The following is a 25,136-nucleotide window of genomic DNA, read 5'->3' on the forward strand; positions in this document are numbered from 1 at the left end:
GGGCGGGCACAATTGATATCAAGGACCGGCCACCGCTAGAAACCGGACATATCGCACGCCGCCGAGCAGGAGACGAAGACGATGACGAATCCACTCTCACAGCCGAACCGACAGGGGCGCGGATTGCCGACGCCACCGACCGGCTGGCCCATCGGTTCGTACCCCACCTACGCCGAGGCGCAGCGGGCGGTGGACTACCTCTCGGATCAACAGTTCTCGGTCGAGGACGTCACCATCGTCGGTGTCGACCTCATGCAGGTCGAGCGCGTACTCGGGCGCCTCACCTGGGCGAAAGTCATTGGTGGCGGTATTATTTCGGGTGCCTGGTTGGGCGTCTTCTTCGGTCTCCTGCTCGGGATCTTCACCGGCGGCTTCCTCGGGCCGCTGCTCGTCGGCATCCTCGGCGGCATCGTCTTCGGCCTGATCTCGACCACCATTCCGTACGCGGCCGCCCGTGGCACCCGTGACTTCTCGTCGACGATGCAGTTGGTGGCCGGACGCTACGACGTGCTGTGCGACCCCAAGACTGCCGAGTCGGCCCGCGACATGCTGGCCAAGCTCGCACTCTGATCCGACGCGGTGACGGCGGCCCACGCGTCCGTGGTGCGACGGCCTCCGCCGCCGGCGAAGACCAGCACGGTCGACACGATCGCGCACACCACGCCGAACCCGAACGCGATCAGATAGGCGTCGACCCGGGCGAAGCCGGTGTCCGCGATGGTGAGGCTCGCCAGCAGCGTCGCGAGCAGTGCGCTCGCGACGGAACTGCCCGCGGTGCGTGCGATGGAGTTGACGCTGTTCGCGACGCCGGTGTTGTCGCTGCTCACCTCCGCGACCAGGAGCGCCGGCATCGCGGCGTAGGCCAGGCTCGTGAAGGCCGACGCCACCATCGAGCCGGCGACGACCTGCCACGACGCGTCGTGCGCGACGATCAGTGAGCCGAATCCGAGGACTCCCAGCACCCCGGAGGCCGTCATGACGGCGCGCGCCCCGAAGCGGGTGATGAGCGTGCCCGAGCAGATCGACGCGACGACCCCGACCGTCGCCCCCGGGAGGATGTAGACCAGTCCGGACTCCATCGGGTTCGCCCCGAACCCGTAGCCGGTGTCCTCCCGGGACGTCTGGACGAAGTACGTGAGGGTCGTGATGTTCACGAACATGCCGGCGCCCACCAGCAGTCCGGCGAGATGTGTGAAGACCACGGGGCGATGCGTCAGCATCTCGATCGGCACCAGCGGATGGGTGATGCGGCGCTCCAGGACGAACCACGCCACGAGCACGACGACGCCGGCGAGCGCACAGCCGAGCGTGCGGGCGGACGCCCATCCCCACGTGTTGCCCTCCGAGAGCGGGAGCAGGATCAGCACCAGCCCGACGCCGAGGAGCGCCGCGCCGGCCCAGTCCACCCGGCCGCTGACCGGAGTCTCGCGCCGGGGCACGACGGCGACGACCAGGACGATCGCCACGACGGTCAGGGCGGTCGCGAGCCAGAACGCGTGTCGGTAGTCCGCGCCGTCGGGCACGACGAGTCCCGTCAGGACCATGCCGACGGCGCCACCGAATCCGAGGGTTCCGGACAGCAGTCCCATCGCCGACGTCAGTTTGCCCGGGGCCAGTTCCTCCCGGACGATCGCCAGGCTCACCGGGAAGGCCGCGAACGACACGCCCTGCAGGATGCGGGCGACGATCAGCAGCGGCAGCGATTCGGTCACCGCCGCGACGATCGACCCCGCGAGCACGATGCCGAGCACCGCGAGCAGCACCGTCTTCTTGCTGCGCAGGTCGGCCATCCGCCCGGCGACGGGGGTCATGACGGCAGCCGCGAGGAACCCGGACGTGAGTGTCCAGCCGACCGCGGTGGTGCCGATGTCCAGCTGGCGGCTGATGACGCCGGACAGGGGGAGGACGACGGTCTGCTGGACGGAAACGACGAGGATGACGAAGCAGAGCGCCGCGGTGAGCAGCGTTCCGGGCGTGCCCGCGCGGGGCGCGCGCCTATCGGGGCGAGACAAGAGGGCTCCTGGGTGAAGACGTGCGAAGTCGAGCCGAATCGAAGCGAGGGCGTCGGCCATCGAGTGCGTCGGCGAGAAGAATTGCAAATTGTTTATCTCATTTAACTAGTGGGTTCGCGCCGAGAAGTACAGTCGCCTTCCCTGTGGTTGGGAGACGGGGCCGAAAGGCCTCGCGCGCAGGGCTGTTCGAGGCGTCGACGGGGCGGGTCGAACGCCGGTGTTAGATGGGTGTGTGACTGACAGCGTTGTCTCGGCCGTGCGTTCCCATCTCGACCAGCACATCGGCGGTCCCGAGCCCACCGCGGCGTCGGTGACCTTCCTGGGCCTGGAACCCGTGGACGTCCTGCGCTACCCGGGCGACGGCGACGCGCCCGTCCGGTACGCGAGCCTGGGCTGTTCCAGACACCCGATGGGTGATCCGAGCGACATGATCGCCGACCCGACCCGGGGTCCGCGCGCGGAACTCGTCCTGAGCCTGATCGGTGGCGCCGGTGTCGCGTCGGGCGTGCATCGGACGCTGGCCGTGCTCGCGGCCGCGCCGTCCGTCGAGGGAGTCGTGCTGCGCCCCGATGGGCTGATCGACCTCGGGGAACCGCTGTGGAAGGGCGTGCCGTTCACGGCGGTGCTGCTCGGCGAGAGCGACATCCCGGACCTCGTCCTGCCCGACCCACTCGACCCGGTGCAGTTCCTCGAGGTGGTGCCCCTCACCGGAACCGAGGCGGCATGGGTCCGGTTGAAGGGTGCCGCCGCGCTGCGCGAGGCGTGGGCGGAGGCCGGCATCGACGTCCGCGACCCGAATCGCGGAGCCGCCACGCTGTGATCCGGCCGCGCTGGGCGTCCGTCCACCGGAATGTCCGATTCGGTTGTGGTGCAGAAGGAATCGATCGCCCGGGCCGGCGGTGAGGGGCGGGTGCTCGGCGCCTGCGCGGTGCACCTGACACACTGTTCGGGTGCGCATCGATCTCCACACCCACTCGACCGTTTCGGACGGCACCGACTCCCCGGCGGAGTTGGTGCGGAAGGCCGCGGCGTCCGGGGTCGACGTGCTCGCGATCACCGACCACGACTCCACGGCGGGATGGAAGGAAGCCGCCGCGGCCCTGCCGTCCGGACTGCGACTGGTGCGCGGAATGGAGATGTCGTGCGAGGGTCGCGGTGAGGACGGTCGACCCGTCGCCGTGCACCTGCTGGCCTACCTGTTCGATCCCGAATCGCGGGAGTTCGCCGTCGAGCGAGAGCGACTGCGGGGCGAGCGAGTGACCCGGCTGACGGCGATGGCCACTCGCATGGCCGACGCCGGACTGCCGATCGATCCGGACGCCGTCCTGGCGGACGCCGGGCCCGCCGTGGGGCGTCCGCACCTGGCGCGCGCGCTCGTCCGGGCGGGCGTCGTGGAGAGCGTCGGAGACGCGTTCACGGATCTGCTGTCGACGCGCAGCCCCTACTACGTGGCGAAGTCCGACACCCCACTCGAGCGTGCCGTCGAGATGGTCGCCGAGGCGGGCGGTGTCAGCGTGATCGCGCACGCGCGAGCCCGCGCCCGCGGAAGGCTCCTCGATCTCGGCCACATCCGTGAGCTCGCCGAGCACGGTCTCGGCGGGCTCGAAGTCGATCACCCCGACCACAGCGCGGCCGACACGGCCCTGCTGCGCTCGCTGGCCGCGGAACTGGACCTCGTCGTGACCGGATCGTCGGACTACCACGGATCGAACAAGACGATCGCCCTGGGACAGCACACCACGGCGCCGGAGGCCTACGAGCGGATCGTCGACCGTGCGACCGGTGTCCCGGTCCTGAGCGGTACCGCTGCTCTCGACGTCCCCGCGGCCGGGGGAGCGGGTCGATGACGTACGAGAACGCCGGTTCCGTCCGGCGCCGCCCGCGCGATTCGTGGGCGGCGAGGATGCTGCGCGGGCTGTCCGGTGTGGTCGCCGGCGGCGTCGTCGTGCTCACCGTCGTGGTGGTCGTCGCGGCGTACCTCTCGTCGAGTCGGGACTTTCCGGGCCCGGGCGCGGAGTCGATCGCCGCGCACATCGTCGCCGGTGTGGTCGTCGTCGGATTGCAGGTCTTCTCCGACCGTCGTCGCGGAGGTGCGTCGGTCGTGGCCTCCGGTGTGATCCTCGGGATTATCGGTGTGTTGCTGTGGACCCAGTGGTGGTCCTGAGTCTTCGCGGCGGCTCGAGGCATCCTCACAGGTAGAGGCCGGTTTATGTGAGGCCGTGACCGTTCTGGCGGATTTGATTCCTGCCTTCCGATGGTGCAAAATCATTCCACTCCGCGTGGGTGCTACCGCCCTTCGTCGGAGTTCTTCAGGTGGCAGAACTTGTGCCAGGGCCCACCCCGCCCGGCGCCATCACGCTCCGGCAAGCAGTGCAACGATCGCGCGTCCCGGTAGCTGCAACCGATCAATCCTGTGTTCGTCGAGTGCCGCATCGTTTTCACCTCCCACGATTCGGTTACTTCTCAGTAACCAGGACCCGAGTGAGTCTGGCCTCAAGAGGAGTGTCATCGTGTCCACTGTGTCTGAAGCTTCCGTTACGCCAAAGGTCGAAATAACCGACGAGGAAATTTTCGCGGGCCACATCGGTGGCAAGCTCTCGGTCGAGACCACCGCCCCGCTCGATTCCCAGCGTGCGCTGTCGATCGCGTACACGCCCGGTGTTGCGCAGGTCAGCCGCGCAATCCACGCCGACGAGACGCTGGCCGATCGCTACACGTGGACCAACCGTCTCGTCGTGGTCGTGAGCGACGGCTCCGCGGTCCTCGGCCTCGGAGACATCGGTCCCCGCGCGTCGCTGCCGGTCATGGAAGGCAAGTCGGCGCTGTTCAAGAACTTCGCGGGTCTCAACTCGATCCCGCTCGTTCTCGACACCAAGGACCCCGACGAGATCGTCGAGACGCTCGTGCGACTGCGCCCGAGTTTCGGCGCAGTGAACCTCGAGGACATCTCGGCGCCGCGCTGCTTCGAGATCGAGCGCCGCGTCATCGAGGCCCTGGACTGCCCGGTCATGCACGACGACCAGCACGGCACCGCGATCGTCGCGCTTGCCGCGCTGCGGGGTGCGGCGAAGGTCCAGAACCGCGACATCACCGCGCTGCGCGTCGTGATCTCCGGCGCCGGTGCCGCCGGTGTCGCGTGCGCCAACATCCTGCTCGCCGCGGGCATCGCCGACGTGACCGTTCTCGACTCCAAGGGCATCGTGTCCTCCGACCGCGAGGATCTCAACGAGATCAAGGCCGATCTCGCGGCCCGCACCAACCCGGCCGGCCGCAGCGGTGGCCTGGTCGAGGCGCTCGACGGGGCGGACGTGTTCCTGGGCGTCTCCGCGGGCACGGTGCCCGAGGAGATCATCGCGACGATGGCGCCCGAGTCGATCATCTTCGCGATGTCGAACCCGGACCCGGAGATCCACCCCGACATCGCCGCCAAGTACGCGGCGATCGTCGCGACGGGTCGCAGCGACTTCCCGAACCAGATCAACAACGTGCTCGCGTTCCCCGGTGTGTTCAAGGGTGCACTGGACGCCGGTGCCCGCCGGATCACCGAGGGCATGAAGCTCGCGGCCGCCGAGGCGATCCTGTCGGTGCTCGGCGACGAGCTCGCGGTCGACAAGATCGTGCCGAGCCCGCTCGACCCGCGGGTCGCTCCCGCCGTGGCCGCCGCTGTCGCGCAGGCCGCCAAGGACGAGGGCGTCGCCTGACGACTCGCCACAATCCGTGAGTGGGGCCCCGTCGCAGTTGCGACGGGGCCCCTTTCTGCTCGCCGCGGGCGATGTCGGCGATAACGCGCCGCGGTCGGGCGCGCTCGTCCAGGATCGTCCGTATGCGTGAGATCACCCTGGAGCTCGACGCGGTTCGGCTGCGGGCACTGACCTGGGGTCCCGACACGGGCCCGCTCGCGGTTCTGCTGCACGGTTTTCCGGATACGGCCCGCACCTGGCGACACCTGGGCCCGGCGCTCGCGGACGCGGGCTGGCGGGTGGTCGCACCGTTCATGCGCGGCTACGCGCCGTCCGCGGTGCCCGAGGACGGCAGCAGCCACGTCGCCGCGCTGATGGACGATGCCGTCGCGATCCACACCCGCCTGGACGGGGGAGCGGACGCGGTTCTGATCGGGCACGACTGGGGTGCGATCACCGCGAACGCACTCGCTGCCCACCCCGAGAACCCGTTCGTCGCGGTCGCGGCGCTCTCGGTGCCGCCCTTCCCGACGCTCCGTACTCCGGCGGCGCTCCCCGCATTGCCCCGGCAACTGCGCAACAGTTGGTACATCCTCTTCAACCAACTGCCCGTCCTGCCCGAGCGGTGGGCGAACCGGATCGTCCCGCGGCTGTGGTCGGACTGGTCCCCCGGATACGACGCCGCGGACGACCTGCCCGCCGTGACGGCCGCGATGGCCGATCCGGAGCACCGGCACGCGGTGATCGGTTACTACCGCGACATGGCTCGGCCTTTTCCCCGGCCCCCGGCTCGCTACCGGCGGTGGGCGGGGGCGGAGATGCGTGCGCCGATCACCCCGACGCTCTATCTCCACGGCGACCGGGACGGGTGCCTGGATCCGCGTCTCGCGGCGTCCGCGGCATCCGGGCTGCCACCGGGAAGCGCGGCGCACGTCGTCGCGGGCGCGGGTCACTTCCTGCAGTTGGAGCGACCGGACGAGGTCAACGCGCGGATTCTGACGTTTCTCGCGACGGTGTGATCGCGACCCGGCGCCGCAGGCGCCCGGTGCCGGGCACGGACGCCCATACCGCGGCCGCGAGCAGGCCGTCGACGATCAGGGCCAGAGCCGCGACCAGCAACGCGCCGACGAGGACGCGGTCGTAGCTGCGCAGTGCGAGGCCGTCGAAGATGTAGCGGCCGAGGCCACCGAGATTGACGTACGCGGCGACGGTTGCGGTCGCGATCACCTGCAGCGTCGCGCTGCGCAACCCACCGAGGATCAGCGGCAGCGCGTTCGGGACCTCCACGCGCAGCAACACCTGCAGTGGCGTCATCCCCATCGCCTCCGCAGCATCGACCACCCGCCGGTCCACGTTGGCGACGCCCGCGTACGCGCCGGCGAGCAGGGGCGGGATGCCGAGCAGCACCAGCGCGAGGATCGGCGGGACCAGACCCAGTCCGAGCAGCAGCACCAGCAGCGTCAGCACGCCGAGGGTCGGCAGGGACCGCAGCGCGTTCACGACGCCCACGACGGCGATCTCGCCGCGGCGGAAATGTCCGATCGCCAACCCGATCGGCACCGCGATCACGGCCGCACCCGCGACCGCGAGCACGCTGTACCAGAGGTGTTGGAGGATCCGGGCGCCGATGCCGGTCGGCCCCTGCCAGTTCGCCGGGTCCACGATGAAGTCCCACGCGCTCGTCAGCATCAGGCCGGACCCTCCGACAGCGCGACCGTCGAACGCCGCGCCCCGACCCGGCGGCTACCGGTTCGCTGCCAGGGCGTCAGGAACCGGCCGACGAGGTACAACGCGGCGTCGAAGAGCAGCGCGAGCGCGACGATCGCGATGATGCCGGCGACGATCTGTTCCGGATAGTCGCGCTGGTATCCCTTCGTGAACAGTTCGCCGAGTCCGCCGACGCCGATGAGCGCGCCCACCGAGACGAGCGAGATGTTGGTGACCGCGACCACGCGGATGTTCGCGACGAGGACCGGAAGTGCCAGCGGCAGTTCGACCGTCAGCGCCCGGCGCAGCGAGGTGAACCCCATCGCGGTGGCGGAGTCCACGACGTCGTCAGGTACCGCGTCGAGCGCCTCCGGTACCGCGCGTACCAGCAGTGCCGCCGAGTACACCGTCAGTGCGATCACCACGTTCGCGGGATCGAGGATTCCCAGCCCGAACACGGTGGGCACCGTGACGAACAGCGCGAGCGAGGGAATCGTGAACGCGATGCTCGCCACGACCAGCGTCGTGCGGCGCAGCCACGGCACCCGCCGGACCGCGGTGCCGAGCGGAATCGCGATCACCAGTCCCAGCAGCAACGGGAGCAGCGCCAGGTACAGGTGCTCGCGCGTCAGTTCCAGCACGTACGAGAAGTTCTCGGTCAGGTAGCGCACACCGTCACCGGCCGTTCCGGAGACGATCCTCCGTGCGCCGCTGCTCGGCGAGCAGTGCCACGACGTCGGCCGCATCGATGCCGCCGGCGACCGTGCCGGACGCGTCGACCGCCACCCCGATGCCCGACGGCGACGAGATCGCCGCGTCGAGCGCTTGCCGCAGATCGGTCCCGACCGTGAACAGCGACCCACCCGCCGCCGACGCCTCCGCGACGGGTCGTCCCGCCCGCACCGACTCCAGGCCTGCCGCGTCGATCCAGCCCTGCGGGTGCCCGGCACCGGTGACGACCAGCGCCCACTCTTCCGGCGCGAGTGTCGCGGTGGGGATCTCGGATTCGCGGAGGCGACGGATGTCGTGCAGCGGGACGGAATCGGCGCTGCGAAAGGACAATCCGCGGTAGCCGCGGTCGCGGCCGACGAAGTCGGCGACGAAATCGGTTGCGGGAGCGGACAGCACGGTGTTCGGGGCATCGAACTGCTGCAGCCGGCCGTGCGGGCCGAACACCGCGAGCCGGTCGCCGAGCCGGACGGCCTCGTCGATGTCGTGGGTGACGAACACGATCGTCTTGCGCAGTTCGGCCTGCAGACGCTGCATCTCGGACTGCAGCTCGGCCCGCACCACCGGGTCGACCGCGCTGAACGGTTCATCCATCAAGAGGATCGGAGGATCGGCCGCGAGCGCTCGCGCGACACCCACCCGCTGCTGCTGACCGCCCGACAACTGCGCCGGATATCGGCCCGCCAGCACCGGATCGAGTCCCACGCGGTCGAGCACGTCCAGGGCCGCGCGTCGGGCCGCACGACGGGACTGCCCCCGCAGGACGGGCACCGTTGCGATGTTGTCGACGACGGTGCGGTGCGGGAGCAGGCCGCCGCCCTGGATGACGTACCCGATCGAACGGCGCAGTTCGACGGCGTCGGTTGCGGCGACGTCGCGCCCATCGACGGTCACGGAGCCCGCGGTGGGTAGCACCATCCGGTTGATCATCCGCATCGACGTGGTCTTGCCGCAGCCGGACGGGCCGACGAAGACGGTGAACGATCCGGCGTCGATCTTCAGGTCGAGCCCGTCGACGGCGACCGTGCCGTCCGGGAATCGTTTGGAGACAGCGGAGAAGGAGATCACGAGACGGGAGTGTCCAGGCCCTGACGCGCGACCCACTGCTTCGCCGCGTCCTGAGGCTCGGTCTTGCTGTCGCCGGACACCGCGTCGTTGAGGCCGACGAGTTCCTCGGTGGTGAGCTTGGCCGACACGGTGTCGAGGACGCGCGTCAGCTGGTCGGTCCTCGCCGACGCCCGCATCAGCGGAACGACGTTCTGGGCCGGGAAGTTGCTCTTGGGATCGGTGAGAACCACGAGGTCGTTCGCCTCGATCGCGGGGGAGGTGGTGAAGATGTTCGCGGCCGTCACCTGCCCCGACGTGAGTGCCTTGACGGTCGCGGGCCCGCCGCCGTCACCGATCGGCACGAAGTTGGCCGGTGCGATGTCGAGCCCGTAGTTCTCGCGCAGGCCGGGCAGTCCCACCGACCGCTCCTGGAACTCGGCCGGCGCCCCGAACGTCACCTCCGCGGAGTGCGCCGCCAGGTCGGCGATGGAGGTCAGGTTCCACTTCTCGGCCGTCTCCCGGGTGACCACCACGGCATCCTTGTCCTCGGCGGGCGCGGGCGTCGTGATCGCGAGATCCGGTGCCAGCGCGGCCGGTAGCGCCGCGTCGATCTCCGCGGCGGTGGTGGCCGCCGACGCGGGATCGAGGTACTCGAGCAGATTCCCGGTGTAATCGGGGATGAGCGTGAGCGACCCGTCGCGCAGCGCCGGGACGTACACCTCGCGGGTGCCGATGTTCATCCTGGTCTGCACGTCGAACCCGTTGGCCTGCAGCGCCTCGGCGTAGACGAAGGCGACGGTCTCCGATTCCGGGAAGTTCGCCGAGCCGACGACGATCGCGTCACCGTCACTGTTCGATCCGCCCCCGTCGAGCGGGTCGCCGCCACAGGCGGCGAGGGACAGCGCGAGCACGGCGATCAGCCCCGTGCCCAAGCGGCGGCGCATGCGAATCCGGGAAACCTTCATGTCGTCCTTCCATCGGATCCGGCGTGACGCCGCCCCCGCAACTCCGGAGAATGGTCGTCGCGCGGTGGCAAGCCGGATCTCTCGACCGCTCGTGATGGTGCGCGAACTCAGTGTAACGATAGGTACGACAAACGCACGGCACGACGATGCCGGGGGTCGCACGATACGTCGATCGGAGAGGGACACGGTGGCACCGAACGGAAATGGGCGCATCCGCATACTCGCGGCCTGCCTGACGGCGATTCCCGTGGTCGCCCTCACGGCGGCGTGCGGGGTCGACACGAGCAGTCGCACCGGTGGGTCCGTCGGCTCCGGACCGGTCGTCGTCGGCGCGGCCGACACGATCGAGAGCGAACTCGTCGCCCGCCTGTACGCGGGCGCGCTCGGCGCGAACGGCACCGCCACGGAACTCGTCCTCGGGCTGGGCGACCAGGCGGACCGCTTGGCCGCGCTCGACGGCAACCGTGTCTCCCTCGTGCCCGAGCACACCGGGCGACTGTTGCACCGCTTCGACTCCGCGGCGGAGGTCACCGAGGAGGAGGACGTGTACGACGCGCTCAGCAGGTCTCTGCCGGAGGGGCTTTCGGTGTCGGAATACGCACCCGCCGACGACCGCTCCGCGCTCGTGCTGACCGAGGAGCAGGCCGACGTACTCGGTGCGAGCTCCGTCGCCGACCTCGCGCCCCGGTGCTCCACGCTCACGCTCTACGCGTCCGAGGACTTCGCAGCGGACGCAGGTGCTCTCGACCGGCTCCAGTCGCTGTACGGGTGCACGTTCGCCGAGGTGGTGCCGGCCGGATCACCGGCCGCCGGCACGCGCGAACTGGCCGCCGGTGCGTCCCCGGTGCACGGGACGACGGCGGCCGATTCGGTGGTAGCGCAGGACGAGCTGGTCGTGCTCACCGACGAGGAGGGCGCCTTCACGGCGCAGAACGTGGTGCCGCTCTTCCGCAGCGGCGTGCTGACCGCCGACGACATCCGGAGCCTCAGCGTGATCCTGCAGCTGAGCACAGCGGACCTGACGGCGATGGCGGCTCGGGTGCGCGACGGCGAGCTCTCGTCAGCCGACGCCGCCGCGGCGTGGCTCGAAGAGCACGTCTGACGCGAACGCGGCGCGGAGGAAGGCACCGAGGTCGGCGACGGCGTCGGCGGCCTCCCCGAGCACCGACGCCTGGAGGTGGGCGACATGCCACAGGCGCGGATACTCCACGAAGTGGAGGCTGTTCCCCGCGGCGCGTAGGCGTGCCGCCAGGTCGACGATCTGCGGGTACAGGACCTCGGCCGTGCCGACGTGGACGGCCGTCGGTGGCAGGCCCGCCGGATCCCCGTGCAGTGGAGCGTAGCCCGCGTCGGCCGGGTCGCCGGCGCCCAGGTAGGCCCCGGCAGAGGTGTAGGCCCACGCGGTGTTCACCACCGTGTCGCGGGCGAACGGAGCCTCCCGCGAACCGGGATCGACCCAGGGTGAGATGAGCGCCAACGCGGCCGGGGACAGACCGCTCGTGTCGATCAACCGGCGGGCCGTCGCGAGCGCCAGCCCGCCGCCGGCCGAATCGCCGGCGGCCGCAACCCGGTCGGCCGTGAAGTCGTGCTCGGTCACCAACTCGGTGAACGCGGCCACGGCGTCGTCGAGCGCCGCCGGATACGGGTGCTCGGGTGCCAGGCGGTAGTCGAGCGTGTAGACGGCACTGGCGGAGTCGCGCGCCAGATGTGCCGCGAGGGAGCGGTGCGTTGCGAGCGACCCGATGGTATACGCCCCGCCGTGCAGGTACAGCACCGCGTTCCGGCGCTCGGTGGCCCCGACGGTGATCCGTTCGGCCGAACGGCCGGCGAGAGTGGTCCTCTCGACGACCGTCCCGTCGGGCAGCGTCTGGATCGGTGCGGCGAGGTCCAACAGTGCGCGCTGCACCCGGAACGGGAGACGAGCATTGAGCGCGAGTCGATAGAACGGCTTGACGCTCGCCTCGACGAGGGACAGGGGAAGACGAACCGAACGCACTGTCGAACCCTTCGCTACGCGGACTTGGGCATCACGCGGGAGGTGACGATCGCGACCACCCGCTGGTAGCTCGGGCCGACGATCCTCACCCACGCGTCGAGGAACTTCGCGTCCGCACCGATCAACACGCGCGGCTTGCCCTTGCGGACGCCGTTCGCGATCGTCTTCGCGGCATCCTCGGGTGTCGTGCGGGCCAGGCGCTTGTCGAAGAACTGCGCGAACGTCACCTGGTCGTCGCCGTCGGGCATCGTCGCGTTCCGCGCGATCGCGGTCTTGATCCCGCCGGGATGGACGCACGTGACCTTCACCGGATGCTTGGCGATCAGCATCTCCTGACGGAGCGATTCGGTGAATCCGCGCACCGCGAACTTCGCTGCGTTGTAGGCACTCTGGCCCGGGATCGACAACAGGCCGAACAGGCTCGAGACGTTCACGATGTGCCCGTCACCCGACGCGATGATGTGCGGCAGGAACGCCTTGGTGCCGTTGACGACACCCCAGAAGTCGACGTCCATGATCCGCTCGATGTCCTTGAACTCCGAGCGCTCCACCTCGCCGTGGAAGGCGATACCGGCGTTGTTGTAGACCTGGTTCACCTTGCCGAAGTGGGCCACCACGGCGTCGGCGTACGAGAGCACCGCCTCGCGCTGGGTGACGTCGAGATGGTCGGACTTGACGTCCGCGCCGAGGGCCTCCACCTGCCGGACGGTCTCTGCCAGCCCCACCGAATCCATATCGGACAGAGCCAGTTTCGCGCCCTGTCCCGCCAGATTCAGGGCCAGGGCCCGGCCGATTCCCGAGCCCGCGCCGGTGATGACGCAGACCTTTCCTGCGAACTCGCTCACTGTGCCGCCACCTTGTCGTCGTCGAGATCGGTCAGTTCGGTGTCGATCGGGTCCCCGTGGACGGCCGGCGTCTGCGCCGTCACCGCCGGCAGGTCGCCGGTCGTCACGCTGCGGTAGGCCCCCAGATCGAACTGCTTGGTCATGTTGCGGAATTCGAACGTGAAGCCCGGCCACAGCGTCGTGTTGTTGCCGTGCTTGTCGAGATACCAACTGGCGCAGCCGCCGTTGTTCCACACGCTCTTCGAGATCTTGGCCTGCAGCTCGCGGTTGTAGGCGTCCTGCGCATCCTTGCGTACCTCGACGGTGGCGATGTCGTAGCGCTCGATCGCCTTGATCGCGTCGACGACGTAGTTGACCTGCGACTCGATCATGAACACCATCGAACTGTGGCCCAACCCGGTGTTGGGGCCGACCAGGAAGAACATGTTGGGGAAGTTCGCGATGGCCGAACCCTTGTACCCCTGCTGACCGCCGTCGTCGAAGGTCTGCGCGAGCGAGCGCCCGTCCTTGCCGAAGATGCCGGCGAACGTGGGGGAGTCGGTGACGTGGAATCCGGTGGCGACGACGATCGCGTCGACCTTGCGCTCCACTCCGTTACGGTCGACGACCGAATCCTTGCGGACCTCGGCAATGCCGTCGGTGACGACGTCGACGTTCGGCTGCGCGAGCGCGGGGTAGTAGTTGTTGGAGATCAGCATGCGCTTGCAGCCGATCTGGAAGTTGGGAGTGACCTTGCGCCGCAACTCCCGATCCTTGATCTGGCGGCGCAGGTGCCGCTCGGCGGCGAACTGCAGCGGCTTCATGAAGATCGGCGCCTTCGCGAGACCGACGACCTGCGTCTCCCGCATCCAGTAGATGCCCGTGCGGCACAGCTTCTGGAAGCCGGGGATGTACTTGAACGCCAGGTGTTCGGCCCTGGTGTACTCGCGGTCGGCGCGTGGCAGGATCCACGGCGCCGTGCGCTGGTAGACGTCGAGCTGGGCCGCCTTCGCCGCCAGCTGCGGGACGATCTGGATGGCCGAGGCGCCAGTACCGATCACTGCGATCCGCTTGCCGTTCAGGTCGGCGTCGTGGTTCCACTGCGCGGAGTGGAAGATCTCGCCCTCGAAACCCTCGATGCCCTTGATGTCGGGCAGCGACGGCTCGCACAGCGCGCCGACTGCGGCGACGACGATCTTCGCGACGAAGTCGCCCTTCGACGTCCGCACCTCCCAGTGGGCGGACGCGTCGTTCCAGTGCGCCGACTGCACCTCGCACCCGAAGATGTGCTTGTCGAGCACGTTGAACTTGCGGGACACCGAGGAGATGTAGTTCTGGATCTCCGGCTGCGGTGAGAACGATCGCGTCCACTCCGGATTGAGCGCGAACGAGTACGAGTACAGGTGGGACGGGACGTCGCACGCGGCCCCGGGGTACGTGTTGTCGCGCCACGTGCCGCCGACGTCGTTGCCGCGCTCGAGCACCAGGAAGTCGTGCTTGCCCTCCTGTACCAGTTTGATAGCAGCGCCCAGGCCCGCGAAGCCGCTGCCGATGATCAGGGTGTCGACCTGGCGCGGGGACGCGGCCCGGGCGGAAGTATCTGTGACTGGAAGACTCATGTATGGGAGCGTAGGAGCTTGTTGATCAGCAGTCAATAGCTTACTGACTGCAATTCAGTAAGGTGTGGTCCATGGATGCCGTCAAACGAGTACGCCTGAGCCCGGAGGAGCGGCGCGCCCAGCTCATCGACCTCGGCGTCCGGATGCTGGCCGAGCGGCCGCTCGAACAGATCTCCGTCGAGGACATCGCCGACCAGGCCGGTGTGTCCCGTGGCCTGCTGTTCCACTACTTCGCGTCCAAGCACGACTTCCACGTCGCGATCGTGCGCCACACGAGCACCGAGATGCTCGCCCGAACCGCGCCCGACCTCGAGCTCCCCGCCATCGACATGCTGCGGGACGTCATGGCGTCGTACGTCGACTACGTGACCGAGAACCGCGACACCTACGTGTCACTGCTGCGGGGGACCGCGAGCGGCGACCCGGCCATGCGCGAGGTATTCGAGAGCACCCGGGCCGAGATGGCCCGACGCGTCGTCGAGCAGCTGCCGAACCTCGGAATCGAACCCGACGCCCGCATCGCCCTGTCGGTGCGAGGGTGGATCGCGTTCGTCGAGGAGGCCACCATCACGTGGCTCCGGACACCCGAGATCCCCCGCGACGAACTGATCGAACTGTTGGTCGCCGCGCTACCCGCGGTCGCGCTCAGCGCCGGCGCCGCGGAGGCCCTGCTCCGCGGCTGACCGTCCCCCCGCGTTTTGCGCACTTGTCGCGACTCCCGGGCCCTCTGACTCGCGTTTTGCGCACTTATCGCGAGAAGCCGGGGCCAGATTCTCGCGCTTTGCGCACGTGTCGCGGACAGGCGACACGAGACCGGCCCGCCCACTCCTCGGAGTGGACGGGCCGGTCTCGTGTCTCAGCCTCTCAGCCGATCAGCGACATCACTTCGTGGGCGAGAACGCCGCATCGATGATCTCCTGCTGCTCGACGGCGTGGACCTTGCTCGAGCCCGACGAGGGGGCCGACATCGCACGACGCGAGACGCGCTTGATGCCCGCGAGCTTCTCGGGCAGCAGCTCCGGCAGGGCCAGGCCGAGGAACGGCCAGGCACCCTGGTTCGCCGGCTCCTCCTGGACCCAGAAGAACTCGTCGACGTTCGGGTAGCGGTCCAGCGTCTCCGCGATGCGGCGGCGCGGGATCGGGTACAGCTGCTCGATCCGGACGATCGCGACGTCGTCGCGGTTCTCCTTCTGCTTCTTGGCGAGCAGCTCCCAGTAGATCTTGCCCGCGGTCAGCAGCACGCGCTTGACCTTGGTGCGGTCGCCACCGTCGGACTCGTACGACGGCTCCTCGAACACCGAGCGGAACTTGCCGGTCGTGAAGTCCTCGAGGTTGCTGACCGCGGCCTTGTTGCGCAGCATCGACTTCGGCGTGAACACCACCAGCGGGCGGCGGATGCCGTCCAGGTGGTGACGACGCAGCAGATGGAAGTAGCTGGCCGGGGTCGACGGCATCGACACCGTCATCGAGCCCTCGGCGCACAGCTGCAGGAAGCGCTCGATGCGGCCCGACGTGTGGTCCGGGCCCTGGCCCTCGTGGCCGTGCGGCAGCAGCAGCACGACGTCGGACAGCTGGCCCCACTTGGCCTCACCGGACGAGATGAACTCGTCGATGATGGTCTGCGCGCCGTTGACGAAGTCACCGAACTGCGCTTCCCACAGCACCAGGGCGTCGGGGTTGCCGACCGAGTAGCCGTACTCGAAGCCCAGGCCCGCGAACTCGGTGAGTGCCGAGTCGTACACCATGAACTTGCCGCCGTTGTCGGCGGCCGTCGCGAGGTCGGCGATCGGGTTGTACTCGTTGCCGTTCTTGCGGTCGATCAGGACCGAGTGCCGCTGCGTGAACGTGCCGCGACGCGAGTCCTGGCCCGCCAGGCGCACCAGGGCGCCCTGTTCGGCCAGCGAACCGAACGCGAGAAGCTCGGCGAACGCCCAGTCGATGTGACCCTCGCGGGACATCTCACGACGCTTCTCGATGACCGGCTTGACGCGCGGGTGCACCGTGAAGCCGTCGGGGACGTTGACGAACGCGTCGCCGATACGGGCGAGGGTGGCGGCGTCGACCGAGGTCTCCAGGCGGGCCGGCGGGGTCTGGTCGAGCTCGACCGACTCCGACGGTTCCGGCTTGAACTTCTCGAGCTCGCGGACCTCGTTGAACACCCGCTCCAGCTGGCCCTGGTAGTCGCGCAGGGCGTCCTCGGCCTCCTTGAGCGAGATGTCGCCGCGGCCGATCAGGGCCTCGGTGTAGCTCTTGCGGACGCTGCGCTTGGTGTCGATCAGGTCGTACATTGCCGGCTGCGTCATCGACGGGTCGTCGCCCTCGTTGTGACCGCGACGGCGGTAGCAGATGAGGTCGATGATGACGTCCTTGCCGAACTTCTCGCGGAAGTCGACTGCCAGCTGGGCGACCCAGACACAGGCCTCGGGGTCGTCGCCGTTGACGTGGAAGATCGGCGCGCCGATCATCTTCGCGACGTCGGTGCAGTACTCGGACGAACGCGAGTGCTCCGGGGCGGTGGTGAAGCCGACCTGGTTGTTGACGACGACGTGCACGGTGCCGCCGGTGCGGTAGCCGCGCAGCAGCGCCAGGTTCAGGGTCTCGGCCACGACACCCTGGCCGGCGAACGCCGCGTCACCGTGCAGCATCAGCGGCATGACGGTGAAGCCGTCCTGGCCCTTGTCCAGGAGGTCCTGCTTGGCGCGGACCAGGCCCTCGAGGACCGGATCGACCGCCTCGAGATGCGACGGGTTCGCGGTGAGCGAGACCTTGATGTCGTTCTCGCCGAACATCTGGATGTAGGTGCCCTCGGCGCCCAGGTGGTACTTCACGTCGCCGGAGCCGTGGGCGGCCGCCGGGTTCATGTTGCCCTCGAACTCGGTGAAGATCTTCGAGTAGGGCTTGCCCACGATGTTCGCCAGGACGTTCAGGCGGCCGCGGTGCGGCATGCCGATGACGACCTCGTCGAGGCTGTGCTCGGCGGCCTGGTCGATGATCGCGTCCATCATCGGGATGACGGACTCGGCGCCCTCGAGCGAGAACCGCTTCTGACCGACGTACTTGGTCTGCAGGAACGTCTCGAACGCCTCGGCGGCATTGAGCTTGCTCAGGATGTACTTCTGCTGAGCGACCGTCGGCTTGACGTGCGGGGCCTCGACGCGCTCCTGCAGCCAGGCCTGCTGCTCGGGCTCGAGGATGTGCGTGTACTCGACGCCGATGTGGCGGGCGTACGCGTCGCGCAGGATCGACAGGACGTCGCGCAGCTTCATCCGGGACTTGCCGTGGAAGCCGCCGACGTTGAACTCGCGATCGAGGTCCCACAGGGTCAGACCGTGGCTCGTGACGTCGAGGTCGGGGTGGCTGCGGAACTTGTCCTTGACGAACTGCAGCGGATCCGTGTCGGCCATCAGGTGGCCGCGGTTGCGGTACGCCGCGATCATCTCGAGCACGCGGGTGCTCTTGTCGACGGCGCCCTCCGGCACGTCCTTGCGCCAGCGGACCGGCTCGTAAGGAATGTGCAGCGAGTGGAAGACCTCGTCGTAGAACTCGTCGCTGATCAGCAGGTTGTGGATCGTGCGCAGGAAGTCGCCGGACTCGGCGCCCTGGATGATCCGGTGATCGTAGGTGGAGGTCAGCGTCATGAGCTTGCCGACGCCCATATCCGCGATGCGCTCGTCGCTCGCACCCTGGAACTCGGCCGGGTACTCCATCGCACCGGCGCCGATGATGGCGCCCTGGCCCTGCATCAGGCGCGGCACGGAGTGCACGGTGCCGATGCCGCCCGGGTTGGTCAGCGAGATCGTGACACCGGAGAAGTCCTCGGCAGTGAGCTTGCCGTCACGCGCACGACGGACGATGTCCTCGTAGGCGCCGTAGAACTGCACGAAGTTCATCGACTCCGTGCCCTTGATGGCGGCGACGACCAGCGAGCGGCTGCCGTTCTTGCCCGGCAGGTCGATGGCCAGACCCAGGTTGGTGCTCGCCGGGGTGACGACGTTCGGCTTGCCGTCGATCTCGGCGAAGTGCCGGTTCATGTTCGGGAACGCCTTGACCGCCTGCACGATCGCGTAGCCGAGGATGTGGGTGAACGAGACCTTGCCGCCGCGGGTACGGGCGAGGTGGTTGTTGATGACGATGCGGTTGTCGAACATCAACTTGGCCGGGATGGCGCGAACACTGGTAGCCGTCGGAATGGTGAGCGAGGCAGACATGTTGCGGGCCACGGTGGCGGCCGCACCGCGCAGGACCTGGTTGGTGTCCTGCGTCGAGGTCTCCGCGGGAGCAGCCGCGGGCTTGGGTGCCGGGGCGGCAGCCTTCGGTGCCGGAGCGGCAGCCTTGGGGGCCGGAGCGGCGGCCTTGGGGGCCGGAGCGGCGGCCTTCGGTGCCGGAGCGGCAGCCTTGGGCGCCGGAGCGGCGGATGGGGCCGGGGGCGCAGCAGGTGCCGGTGCGGCAGGAGCTGCAGCGGCCGGTGCCGAGGCGGTGGCCCCGTTCGCGGCCTTGGTGGCGACATCACCGGCGCCGTTCAGCGCCTCACCGTTCCCGGCGGCATTCGCCGCATCGGGCGAGTAATCCGTCAGAAACTCGTGCCAACTCGCGTCCACGGATGAGGGATCATCCTGGAAGCGTTGGTACATCTCGTCAACCAACCACTGGTTCTGTCCGAACTGGGAAGTAGAGCTGCTGCTCACGGCAGGTGTTCGCCTCGTTTCTTTCTTCGGTACCCGATCAGAGCGCCTATACACATGAGGCTAGCCTCCGCGCGTCGGGCTCGGCCATCCGGTCCGCCGCGTGTCGGCTGTCTCACACTGTTGCGATGGGGTCACCATCGAAGACGGTTCTCGCCGACGAATTATTCCCCTGTTCACGTGCCGCCGCATCACAGAGTTGCGAGTAGTGACCACCCGCGTGACGAAGTGTGCTGTGAGCACCGCTTTCGACGATTCGGCCACCGTCGACGACCACGACGAGATCGGCGCGGGCGGCGGTCGCCAGCCGGTGCGCCACCACGACTGACGTGCGTTTCCGGGTGACCATGCGGTTCGATTCGAGGACGAGTCGTTCGGTCGCCGGGTCGAGCGTCGCGGTCGCCTCGTCGAGCAACAACAGGTCCGGATCGACCATCTCGGCGCGGGCGAGCGCGATCAGCTGACGCTGCCCGGCGGACAATCCCTGGCCGCGTTCACCGATCGGTTGGTTCATGCCGCCGCGCAGTGCCGCGATCGTCGGGAGGGCGCCCACCGCTCGGGCGGCGGCCTCGATCTCCGCCCGGCTCGCGTCCGGCCGCCCGTACGCGATGTTGCTCGCGACGGTCCCGGTGAACAGGTGGGCCTCCTGCGGCACGACGCCGAGCCGACGCCGGTAGTCGTGCAGGGGATAGCGGCGCAGATCCTCGGAGTCCACCCGCACCGATCCCGTCGTCGGGTCGTAGAAGCGGGCGAGGAGCTTGACGACGGTCGACTTGCCCGCGCCGGTCCGCCCGACGAGCGCGACGGTGGTGCCGGACGGGATGTGCAGCGAGATGTCGCTGAGCGCGTCGGACTCGGCGCCCTGGTAGCGGAAGGTGACGTCGTCGAAGGTGACGTCCCCGCGCAGGTGGCCGGTGATCGGCACGGTTCGCGCGTCGTCGGCGGTCTCGATCGAACTGGGGGTGGCCAGGAGATCGCCGATGCGCCGCAATCCGACGTCGGCCTGCTGATAGCCGTCGAACACCTGCGACAACTGCTGGATCGGTCCGAACAGCAGGCCGAGGTACAGCACGAACGCAACGAGCGTGCCGGCCGTCGCGGACCCGTCGGCCACTCGCTGCGCGCCGACGAACACGACCGCCGCGAGCGCCAGGTCGGACAGCAGCGTGATGAACGGGAAGTACACCGAGATCGCCCGCTGCGACCGCATGCGGCTGCGGCGGTAGCTGTCCGCGCGTTCGGCGAAGCGCTGCGCGGTGAACTCTTCCCGGCGGTACGCCTGCGCGGCGCGCAGGCCGGCGACGTTCTCCTGGAACTCGGCGTTCACCAGCGAGATCCGCTCCCGCGACACCGAGTACGCGGTGCTCGACACGCGCCGGAAGACGACGGTCGCGACGGTCAGCGGGACGAGCGCGGCCAGCGCGACGAGGGCGAGCGTGACGTCGGTGAACATGAGCGCCACGGCGATCCCGACGAGCGTCAGCAGCGACACCACCGCCGTCGACAGGCCCGTCTGGATGAACGACGACAGGGCGTCGACGTCGGTCGTCATGCGGGTCATGATCCGGCCGGACAGTTCGCGCTCGTAGTAGTCCAGGCCCAGTCGTTGCAGGTGGGCGTAACTGCGCACGCGCAGCCCGAACAGCACCCGCTCGCCCGCGCGGGCCGTGATCACCGTGAGGATCGCGACGACGAGCCAGCCGACCAGTGCCAGTACCGTGCCGACGCCGGCGGCCGCCCACAACGGTCCGGCGTCGCCCGGCACGACGCCGTGGTCGATCGCGTATCGGACGATCGCGGGGAACGCGATCCCGATCAGCGAGTCCAGGGCCAGGCACACCACGACGCCGGCGAGGATCCACCGCACCGGGCGCAGCAGTCGGCTCAACCGGAACTCGGAATCGTCGCGCCGCAGTCGGCGGGTGTCGGTCTCGGGATCCTCGTCGGCCGCGGGCAGGGCGTCGACGGCGCGCCGCAACTCCGGCGTCGCGGCCACGCCGCCCAGTGCGCCGCTCATGTGCCCGCCGCCGCCGTGCCCGCCGCCGTGTCCGTGACTCGGGGTACCGTCGCCCGACGCGTGTTCGTCCTCGTCGCTCTCGACGTGGGGCCACAGCTGCGCCTCGGTGGGGTCGGGCGCCACGGCGACGGGTTCGGCGTCGTCGGCGGCCGAGTCGGACGGGTCGGGCGACGCGAGCAGCGCGCGGAACAGGGGGCAGCGCCCGTCGAGCTCGTCGACGGTGCCGATGTCGACGATGCGGCCCTCGTCGAGGACCGCCACACGGTCCGCGAGGGTGAGCGTGGATCGCCGGTGCGCCAGGATGAGCGTCGTCCGTTCTCGGCCCGACCGGATCGCGTCGAAGATGACGGCCTCGGTGGTGGCGTCGACGGCGGACGTCGCGTCGTCGAGGATCAGCACCCGCGGGTCGACGAGCAGCGCGCGGGCGAGCGCGACCCGCTGGCGCTGACCACCCGAGAGCGTGAGGCCGCGCTCGCCCACGACGGTGTCGTACCCGTCGGCGAGCGCGGTGATGAACTCGTCGGCCTGCGCGAGTTGCGCGGCGGTCCGGATCTCCTCGGCGCTCGCGTCGGGGCGGCCGAGCGCGATGTTGGCCGCGACGGTGTCCGAGAACAGGAACGGTTCGTCGAAGACCAGGCCGATGGCCTCGCGGAGTTGGTCCGCGCGCACGTCGGCGACGTCGAACTCGCGGCCGTCGGCAGTGAGCGCGACGGTGCCGGTATCCGGTGCGTAGAAGCGGGGCAACAGGAGCGACAGCGCGGTCTTGCCGGACCCGGCCGGGCCCACGACGGCGACGGATTCGCCCGGCGCGATGGTCAGGTCGAGCCCGGACAGCACGGCGCGGTCGTCGTCGAAGCCGAACCCGACGTCCCGGAGCCGGACGCCGAGCGGGCCGGCCGGGAGGTCGATCGGGTGCGGCGGATCGGACACCTCGGGCTCGGTGTCGATCACCTCGTACACGCGCTCGACCGCGGCGCGCGACAGCTGCGCCATGATCACGACCTGGGACAGCGTGCGGGTGGCGGCCGTCATCGTCGTGACGTATGCGGCGAACGCGAGGAACGTGCCGACGGTGATCCGGTCGTGCAGGGCGAGGTAGCCGCCGAGTGCCACCACGCCGACCAGTCCGAGCTGGGGGATCGCGGCCATCGACGGTGCGAACCGCGCATTGATCCGGGCGGCTCGCAGCCGCTCGGCGTACAGGGTGCGCCCGAGGCCCTCGAGCTGGTCGACCGCCCGCGACTCCTGCCCGAAGCCCTTGACCACGCGCACACCCGTGACCGTCTCCTCGACGTGCTGAGCGAGGTCGGCGGCGCGCTGCTGGGCCGACCACGTCGCCGCGAACAGGGTGGGCCGCACCAGATACACGACGAGCGCGACGGCGGGCACCACGACGAGCGCGACCACGGTCAGCAGCGGCGAGAGCCAGGCCATGATCACCAGCGCCAGAACGAACTGCAGCACCACGCCCGCCGACATCGGCACCATCGCGAGCAGCCCCTGGACGAGCTGCAGGTCGGTGATCGACCGCGACACGACCTGGCCGGTACGGATCTGATCCTGGCCGCGACCGTCGAGGCGTTGCAGCGAGCCGAGCAGGCCCAGCCGCAGGTCGTGCTGCACGTCGAGGGAGAGGCGTCCCGCCAGCATGCGGCGTCCGTACTGGCAGCCGAACCGGACGAATCCGAGGAGCGCGATGACCGCCGCGATGCCCGCGATGACGCGGGTGGCGGTGGATTGGCCACCCGAGGCGGCGTCGACCGCGACCTTGGTGAGCAGCGGGAACGCGATGTCGATGACCGCCGCCACCGCCGTCACCACCAGCGCCCCGACAGCGGTCCTGCGGTGCGCGAAGCACTCCGCGGTGAGACGTCGTACCCAGCCGCGGCGGTTGTCGGTGCCCGGTGTCGAATCCTGTGTTGCCATCGCGCTCAACGGTAGTCCGGCGCCCCGACAGCGCCGTCGGAGGCAGCGGGACCGTCGATCAGGTGATGTCGCGGCGGCGGGTGGCCCACCACCCGAGCGTGCACGACACCGCCGCCCACAGTGCCAGCGCGACCAGGGACTGCGGCCATCCCGGCGCGCCGTCGAGGGCGCCTTCGTCGACGGCGCCGAGGAAGGCGGTGACGGTGACCGATCCGGGCAGCCACTGACCGAGAGCGTCGAGTCCGAACCCGGACAGCACGAGACGCGCGACGCCCTCGCCGAGTACGTACCAGGCCACGAGTGCGACGGCACTGCCGATCGACGACGCCGTCGCCAGGGCGAGGCCGGCACCGAGCAGCGTCCACAGCGTCGACGCGAGCAGCCCGATCACGAGCACGCCGAGGATCGTCCCGTCGACCCGGAACTCGTCGGGCGCGGCGACGAGCAGAAGCGGCACGCTCACGATCTCGATGACCAGGCAGTACAGGAGCCCGAATCCGGCCGTCACCGCGAGCTTCGCGGCGACGACGCGGTCTCGTCCTCGGGTGGTGAGAAACGTGCCGGCGAAGGTGTTGTGCCGATACTCGGCGCCCGCGTTGACCGCGCCGAACAGTGCGGCGAACAGGAACACCGAGCCGAGCGCGACGAACAGGCCGATGGCGGCGACGGCGACCCCGATCTCGTCGGACTCCGATTCCGCGGCGATCGACGAGACGAGCGGCATGCTGATCGCGCCGGACAGCACACCGATCAACAGCGGTGCGAGGCCCAGTGCCCACCAGGATCGCAGTGAGGTCACCTTGCGGAATTCCGCGGTCAACAGCCTGGTCACCGCGGTCCACCGCCGTTCGTGGGGCCGAACCAGGGTTGGATCGGCGGCGGCGTCGGGGCCTGCGGGTATTCGGGCGGCGGGCCGTATCCCGGAGGTGCGCCGTAGCCGGGCGGCGGCGGGCCGTAACCCGGCGCGGCACTCGGCCCGGGCGCGGCGTACTGCCCCGACGTCATCGCCAGGAACACCTGCTCGAGGTCGACGTGCTCGGCGGCCGCGCCGAACACCGTGACGTCCGCTCCGGCAGCAACGCGGCCCACGGTGGTGGGATCGGATCCGCCGATCGCGATGCGACCGTCGGTGAGGTGCTGGATGTCGACGACTCCCGTCGCCGCGAGCGCGGTCGCGAGGCGGGCGGGGTCCGAGCACGCGACCAACAGCCGAGCCCGGTGGGCGGCGCGGAGTGCGTCCATCGAACCCTGGTGGACGAGGGTGCCGCGACTGACGATCACGACATGGTCGACCATCTGCTCGACCTCGCGCAGCAGATGGCTGGACACCAGCACGGTGCGGCCCGAGCGGGCGAAGCCGATCAGGAAGTCACGCAACCACGCGATGCCCTCGGGGTCGAGTCCGTTCGACGGCTCGTCGAGGACGAGGATCCGTGGATCGCCGAGCAGGGCGGTGGCCAGGGCCAGACGTTGGCGCATGCCGAGCGAGAAGGTGCCGGCCTTGCGGTCGGCGGCGTCGGTGAGGCCGACGAGGTGCAGCACCTGTGCGGCGCGGGCGTCCGGGACACCGATCGCCGACCCGTACACGCGCAGATGGTCGACGGCGGTGCGGCCGGGGTGCAGGCCGCGGGAGTCGAGGACCACACCGACGACGCGTGCGGGGTCCTCGATCGTGTGGAACGGAACCCCGAGGATCCGGGCGTCTCCGCCGGTCGGGCGCACCAGGCCCAGCAGCATCCGCAGGGTCGTCGTCTTCCCGGAACCGTTGGGGCCGAGAAACCCGGTGATCGATCCGAACGGGACCGCGAAGCTCAGGTCGGACACCGCCCGGACGGCCTTGAACCGTTTGCTGAGCCCGCGGGCCTCGATGGCCGGCGTTCCGAACTGCATACTCACGATTCCCCCTCGTGTCGATCGCACCCGATCGAATCA

The 25,136-nt window shown here is 69.5% G+C and carries 20 protein-coding genes; 8 read left to right on the forward strand and 12 right to left on the reverse strand.

The features are described from left to right. The first annotated feature begins 81 nt into the window (after window positions 1–81). Complete coding sequence (locus ABEU20_RS10040) at window positions 82–570, forward strand: general stress protein (protein WP_420164260.1); 489 nt, start codon at window positions 82–84, stop codon at window positions 568–570. On the opposite strand, the gene ABEU20_RS10045 is transcribed toward ABEU20_RS10040, so the two are convergent. Continuing rightward, window positions 501–2,012, reverse strand: a complete 1,512-nt coding sequence (locus tag ABEU20_RS10045) for an MFS transporter (protein WP_420164261.1) — start codon at window positions 2,010–2,012, stop codon at window positions 501–503. The two genes, ABEU20_RS10040 and ABEU20_RS10045, sit on opposite strands and share 70 nt — an antisense overlap. Window positions 2,013–2,244: 232 nt before the next feature. On the opposite strand from ABEU20_RS10045, the gene ABEU20_RS10050 reads away from it, so the two are divergent. The 5 genes from ABEU20_RS10050 to ABEU20_RS10070 all read left to right on the forward strand — a co-directional run bounded on the left by ABEU20_RS10050 (window position 2,245) and on the right by ABEU20_RS10070 (window position 6,711). Further along, window positions 2,245–2,832, forward strand: coding sequence for a suppressor of fused domain protein (locus ABEU20_RS10050; protein WP_420164262.1), 588 nt, complete (start codon window positions 2,245–2,247; stop codon window positions 2,830–2,832). 130 nt (window positions 2,833–2,962) lie between these two features. Next, window positions 2,963–3,859, forward strand: coding sequence for a PHP domain-containing protein (locus ABEU20_RS10055; protein WP_420164263.1), 897 nt, complete (start codon window positions 2,963–2,965; stop codon window positions 3,857–3,859). Next, window positions 3,856–4,176, forward strand: a complete 321-nt coding sequence (locus ABEU20_RS10060) for a hypothetical protein (RefSeq protein WP_420164264.1) — start codon at window positions 3,856–3,858, stop codon at window positions 4,174–4,176. Before ABEU20_RS10055 ends, ABEU20_RS10060 begins: the two co-directional genes overlap by 4 nt. A gap of 346 nt (window positions 4,177–4,522) precedes the next feature. Further along, entirely contained in the window at window positions 4,523–5,713 is a 1,191-nt protein-coding gene (locus tag ABEU20_RS10065; RefSeq protein ID WP_420164265.1) for an NAD(P)-dependent malic enzyme, read from the forward strand. Between the two features lie 122 nt (window positions 5,714–5,835). Beyond that, entirely contained in the window at window positions 5,836–6,711 is an 876-nt protein-coding gene (locus tag ABEU20_RS10070) for an alpha/beta fold hydrolase (RefSeq protein WP_420164266.1), read from the forward strand. Here ABEU20_RS10070 and ABEU20_RS10075 read toward each other — a convergent pair. The 4 genes from ABEU20_RS10075 to ABEU20_RS10090 are packed head-to-tail and all read right to left on the reverse strand — an operon-like array spanning window position 6,674 to window position 10,140. Continuing rightward, on the reverse strand, window positions 6,674–7,381 hold the full coding sequence (locus tag ABEU20_RS10075) for an ABC transporter permease (protein ID WP_420164267.1): 708 nt from the start codon (window positions 7,379–7,381) through the stop codon (window positions 6,674–6,676). The genes ABEU20_RS10070 and ABEU20_RS10075 overlap by 38 nt on opposite strands. Next, complete coding sequence (locus ABEU20_RS10080) at window positions 7,381–8,070, reverse strand: ABC transporter permease (protein ID WP_420164268.1); 690 nt, start codon at window positions 8,068–8,070, stop codon at window positions 7,381–7,383. The genes ABEU20_RS10075 and ABEU20_RS10080 overlap by 1 nt, the downstream gene beginning before the upstream one ends. A 4-nt stretch (window positions 8,071–8,074) precedes the next feature. After that, complete coding sequence (locus ABEU20_RS10085) at window positions 8,075–9,196, reverse strand: ABC transporter ATP-binding protein (RefSeq protein ID WP_420164269.1); 1,122 nt, start codon at window positions 9,194–9,196, stop codon at window positions 8,075–8,077. Continuing rightward, a complete protein-coding gene (locus ABEU20_RS10090) occupies window positions 9,193–10,140 on the reverse strand; it encodes a glycine betaine ABC transporter substrate-binding protein (protein ID WP_420164270.1) in 948 nt (315 codons plus the stop codon). Before ABEU20_RS10090 ends, ABEU20_RS10085 begins: the two co-directional genes overlap by 4 nt. A gap of 187 nt (window positions 10,141–10,327) precedes the next feature. Between ABEU20_RS10090 and ABEU20_RS10095 the strand changes: the two genes are divergently transcribed. Further along, window positions 10,328–11,242: an ABC transporter substrate-binding protein gene (locus ABEU20_RS10095; RefSeq protein ID WP_420164271.1), complete on the forward strand. Its 915-nt coding sequence runs from the start codon at window positions 10,328–10,330 to the stop codon at window positions 11,240–11,242. Here ABEU20_RS10095 and ABEU20_RS10100 read toward each other — a convergent pair. From ABEU20_RS10100 to ABEU20_RS10110, 3 genes are read right to left on the reverse strand one after another with little or no spacing between them, the layout of a single operon-like run. Next, window positions 11,201–12,136, reverse strand: a complete 936-nt coding sequence (locus ABEU20_RS10100) for an alpha/beta hydrolase fold domain-containing protein (RefSeq protein WP_420164272.1) — start codon at window positions 12,134–12,136, stop codon at window positions 11,201–11,203. The two genes, ABEU20_RS10095 and ABEU20_RS10100, sit on opposite strands and share 42 nt — an antisense overlap. A 14-nt stretch (window positions 12,137–12,150) precedes the next feature. After that, window positions 12,151–12,981: an SDR family NAD(P)-dependent oxidoreductase gene (locus tag ABEU20_RS10105; protein ID WP_420164273.1), complete on the reverse strand. Its 831-nt coding sequence runs from the start codon at window positions 12,979–12,981 to the stop codon at window positions 12,151–12,153. Continuing rightward, window positions 12,978–14,579, reverse strand: a complete 1,602-nt coding sequence (locus ABEU20_RS10110) for a flavin-containing monooxygenase (RefSeq protein ID WP_420164274.1) — start codon at window positions 14,577–14,579, stop codon at window positions 12,978–12,980. Before ABEU20_RS10110 ends, ABEU20_RS10105 begins: the two co-directional genes overlap by 4 nt. A gap of 71 nt (window positions 14,580–14,650) precedes the next feature. On the opposite strand from ABEU20_RS10110, the gene ABEU20_RS10115 reads away from it, so the two are divergent. Beyond that, window positions 14,651–15,262 (forward strand): TetR/AcrR family transcriptional regulator, encoded by a 612-nt coding sequence (locus ABEU20_RS10115; RefSeq protein WP_420164275.1) that lies wholly within the window; start codon window positions 14,651–14,653, stop codon window positions 15,260–15,262. Between the two features lie 198 nt (window positions 15,263–15,460). Here the strand turns inward: ABEU20_RS10115 and ABEU20_RS10120 are convergent, their stop codons facing one another. From ABEU20_RS10120 to ABEU20_RS10135, 4 genes are all read right to left on the reverse strand, one after another. Then, window positions 15,461–19,264, reverse strand: a complete 3,804-nt coding sequence (locus tag ABEU20_RS10120) for a multifunctional oxoglutarate decarboxylase/oxoglutarate dehydrogenase thiamine pyrophosphate-binding subunit/dihydrolipoyllysine-residue succinyltransferase subunit (RefSeq protein ID WP_420164276.1) — start codon at window positions 19,262–19,264, stop codon at window positions 15,461–15,463. A 112-nt stretch (window positions 19,265–19,376) separates the two neighbouring features. Next, a complete protein-coding gene (locus ABEU20_RS10125) occupies window positions 19,377–23,204 on the reverse strand; it encodes an ABC transporter ATP-binding protein (RefSeq protein WP_420164277.1) in 3,828 nt (1,275 codons plus the stop codon). Between the two features lie 58 nt (window positions 23,205–23,262). Beyond that, the gene (locus ABEU20_RS10130) at window positions 23,263–24,036 is read right to left on the reverse strand and encodes an ABC transporter permease (protein WP_420164278.1); all 774 of its coding nucleotides are present in this window, start codon (window positions 24,034–24,036) and stop codon (window positions 23,263–23,265) included. Continuing rightward, window positions 24,033–25,094: an ABC transporter ATP-binding protein gene (locus ABEU20_RS10135; protein WP_420164573.1), complete on the reverse strand. Its 1,062-nt coding sequence runs from the start codon at window positions 25,092–25,094 to the stop codon at window positions 24,033–24,035. The genes ABEU20_RS10130 and ABEU20_RS10135 overlap by 4 nt, the downstream gene beginning before the upstream one ends. Window positions 25,095–25,136 lie beyond the last annotated feature (42 nt).

Source organism: Rhodococcus parequi (assembly GCF_046042785.1).
Taxonomy (GTDB): domain Bacteria; phylum Actinomycetota; class Actinomycetes; order Mycobacteriales; family Mycobacteriaceae; genus Prescottella; species Prescottella parequi.